The organism is Limnohabitans sp. (assembly GCF_044361645.1).
Lineage (GTDB): Bacteria > Pseudomonadota > Gammaproteobacteria > Burkholderiales > Burkholderiaceae_C > Limnohabitans_A.
The window spans coordinates 1-2,710 of sequence record NZ_JBIKIL010000215.1 but is presented as its reverse complement, the minus strand read 5'-3'; the positions used below and the strand labels follow the sequence as shown (position 1 = coordinate 2,710).

The 2,710-nt window shown below is 61.1% G+C and carries 4 protein-coding genes; all 4 read left to right on the top strand.

Translation table 11 applies throughout. The features are described 5' to 3' along the window. Window positions 1-426 (top strand): enolase C-terminal domain-like protein (locus ACIQ39_RS19205; protein WP_396436181.1); only part of this gene is annotated, 426 nt, incomplete at its 5' end. A 51-nt stretch (window positions 427-477) separates the two neighbouring features. Continuing rightward, the gene (locus tag ACIQ39_RS19200; RefSeq protein ID WP_396436180.1) at window positions 478-1,242 is read left to right on the top strand and encodes an HpcH/HpaI aldolase/citrate lyase family protein; all 765 of its coding nucleotides are present in this window, start codon (window positions 478-480) and stop codon (window positions 1,240-1,242) included. Between the two features lie 26 nt (window positions 1,243-1,268). Beyond that, window positions 1,269-2,090: an NAD-dependent epimerase/dehydratase family protein gene (locus ACIQ39_RS19195; RefSeq protein WP_396436179.1), complete on the top strand. Its 822-nt coding sequence runs from the start codon at window positions 1,269-1,271 to the stop codon at window positions 2,088-2,090. Between the two features lie 140 nt (window positions 2,091-2,230). Beyond that, a partial coding sequence (locus ACIQ39_RS19190) for an alpha-hydroxy-acid oxidizing protein (RefSeq protein ID WP_396436178.1) occupies window positions 2,231-2,710 on the top strand: 480 nt, incomplete at its 3' end.

The following is a 2,710-nucleotide window of genomic DNA, read 5'->3' as shown; positions in this document are numbered from 1 at the left end:
CAGTCGGTCGATATTCCGCTGGCCGACCCGCATTTTTGGACACTGCAAGGCTCGGTGCGCGTGGCGCAGTTGTGCCAGATGTATGAGCTGACCTGGGGCTCGCACTCGAACAACCACTTTGACATCTCGCTGGCCATGTTCACCCAGTGCGCCGCTGCGGCGCCGGGCAAAATCACCGCCATTGACACCCACTGGATCTGGCAAGACGGCCAGTTCCTGACCCAAAACCCGCTGCAAATCAAGGGCGGCTATATCGATGTGCCCGTCAAGCCGGGCCTGGGCATTGAAGTGGACATGGACGCGGTCATGACAGCCCACCAGCTGTACCTGCAGCACGGCCTGGGCGCGCGCGACGACGCCATGGCCATGCAGTACCTGATCCCCAACTGGAAGTTCAACCACAAGATGCCTTGCATGGTGCGCTGATCAAACCCTGCGCCCCATGCCCCACCACACGCCCTTTTGAGGAAGCAAGCCATGGACATGCCCGTCAACCACTTCAAACACGCCATCCAATCTGGTCAAAAACAAATCGGCCTGTGGTCGCACCTGTGCAGCAACATCAGCGCAGAAATTTTGGCGCACTGCGGCTTTGACTGGCTGCTGCTGGACATGGAGCATTCGCCCAACGACCTGAGTGAAATCCTGGCCCAATTGCAAGCCATGAAGGGCAGCCCCACCACGCCAATAGTGCGCCCACCCTGGAACGACATGGTGACCTTCAAGCGCTTGCTCGATGTGGGCGTGCAAACCCTGCTGGTGCCTTACATCCAAACACGGGAAGAGGCGCAACAAGCCGTGTCATTCACCCGCTACCCGCCCCAGGGCGTGCGTGGTTATGCGGGCGCGCCCCGCGCCAGCCACTATGGCCGTGTCAAGGGCTATGCCCAACACAGCAGCGATGAAATTTGCGTCTTGCTGCAGGTGGAAACCGTGGAGGGCCTGCAAAACATCGAGGCCATCGCCAACGTGGACGGGGTGGACGGCGTGTTCATCGGCCCTGGCGATTTGTCGGCAGCCCTGGGCCACTTGGGCAACCCCAAGCACCCCGAGGTGCTGAAAGTGATTGACGAATCCATTGCCCGCATCCGGGCCTGTGGCAAGGCCGCTGGCATCTTGACAGGCGACGAAGCCCTGGCCCAGCACTATGTCAAACAAGGCTGCTTGTTTGTGGCCGTGGGCGCCGACCAGAACCTGCTGCGCGACAGCGCCACGGCCTTGGCCGGCCGCTTTAAATCTTGACCTTGCGTTTGAACACGACCCCACCCATGCTGACCACACCTGCCTCCCCTTTGCGATTTCCCCGTTTGCTGCTCACCGGCGCAGGCGGCAACTTGGGCCAAGAGCTTCGCCCCCGGCTCAAGGCCTATTGCGAGGTGCTGCGTGTCAGCCACCGCCGTGCGCTGGAGCCGGCAACTGCAGGGGAAGAAATCCAACTCGCATCCCTTGAAGACAAGGACCAAATGATGGCCTTGCTCGACGGTGTCAGCGCCGTGGTGCACATGGGCGGCGTGTCCACCGAACAAGCTTGGGAGCCGATCCTGGCGGGCAACATCGTCGGCATGGTCAACCTGTACGAGGCCGCACGCCTGAAGGGCGTCAAGCGCATCGTGTTTGCCAGCTCCAACCATGTGACCGGCTTTTACCGCCAAGACGAGGTGGTCAACACCCGCACACCCCCCAAGCCCGACGGCTTTTATGGCCTGTCCAAAGCCTTTGGCGAGGACTTGGCCCAGCTGTACTGGGACCGCTGGGACATCGAGACGGTGAGCCTGCGCATCGGCTCTTCGTATGCCGAACCCAAAGACCGCCGCATGCTGGCCACTTGGCTGAGTTTTGACGACCTGGAGCGCCTGGTGGTGGCAGCCCTGACCGCACCCATCGTGGGGCACAGCATCATCTATGGCATGTCCGACAACCAGACCACCTGGTGGGACAACACCCATGCCAAACACATCGGCTACCGCCCTTTGGACTCCTCTGACGTGTTCCGCCCTGCTGTCGAAGCACGCCAACAAAGCATAGACACGCAAGACCCGGCCGCCATCTTCCAGGGCGGCGCCTTTGTCAAGGCCAAACCCCACGGCTGAATGCAGGCAAAAGCGTCGCTGCCGCGCTGCAAGCCCAATTAATTTCAAAGCGCTGAGCTCAAGTTTCACAAGCGCGCGCCGGTCAGCAAGCTACGATCACGCTTGCCACTAAAACCAATATTCCACTCGGAGACTGCCCCATGCCCGTGATCACCACCATCGAAGACCTGCGCGTTTTGGCCGAAAAGCGCGTGCCGCGCATGTTCTACGACTACGCCGACAGCGGCTCTTGGACCGAGGGCACCTACCGCGCCAACGAGACCGATTTCCACAAAATCAAGCTGCGCCAGCGCGTGGCCGTCAACATGGAAAACCGCACAACGGCCACCCAAATGGTCGGCATCGACACCAAAATGCCCGTGTGCATCGCCCCTGTGGGCCTCACGGGCATGCAGCACGCCGACGGCGAAATGCACGCGGCCATGGCCGCCAAAAAGTTCGGCATCCCCTTCACCTTGTCAACCATGAGCATCTGCTCCATCGAAGACATCGCGGCCCACACCCAAGCGCCGTTTTGGTTTCAGCTGTACATGATGCGCGACCGCGAGGCCATGGCCCGCATGATCGAGCGCTGCAAAGCCGCCAAGGTGAGCGCCATGGTGCTCACGCTCGACCTGCAA

Excerpts from the sequence above, each read along its gene's own strand:
- ACIQ39_RS19200 (WP_396436180.1), top strand. The coding sequence starts at position 478 with ATGGACATGCCCGTCAACCACTTCAAACACGCCATCCAATCTGGTCAA.
- ACIQ39_RS19195 (WP_396436179.1), top strand. The coding sequence starts at position 1,269 with ATGCTGACCACACCTGCCTCCCCTTTGCGATTTCCCCGTTTGCTGCTC.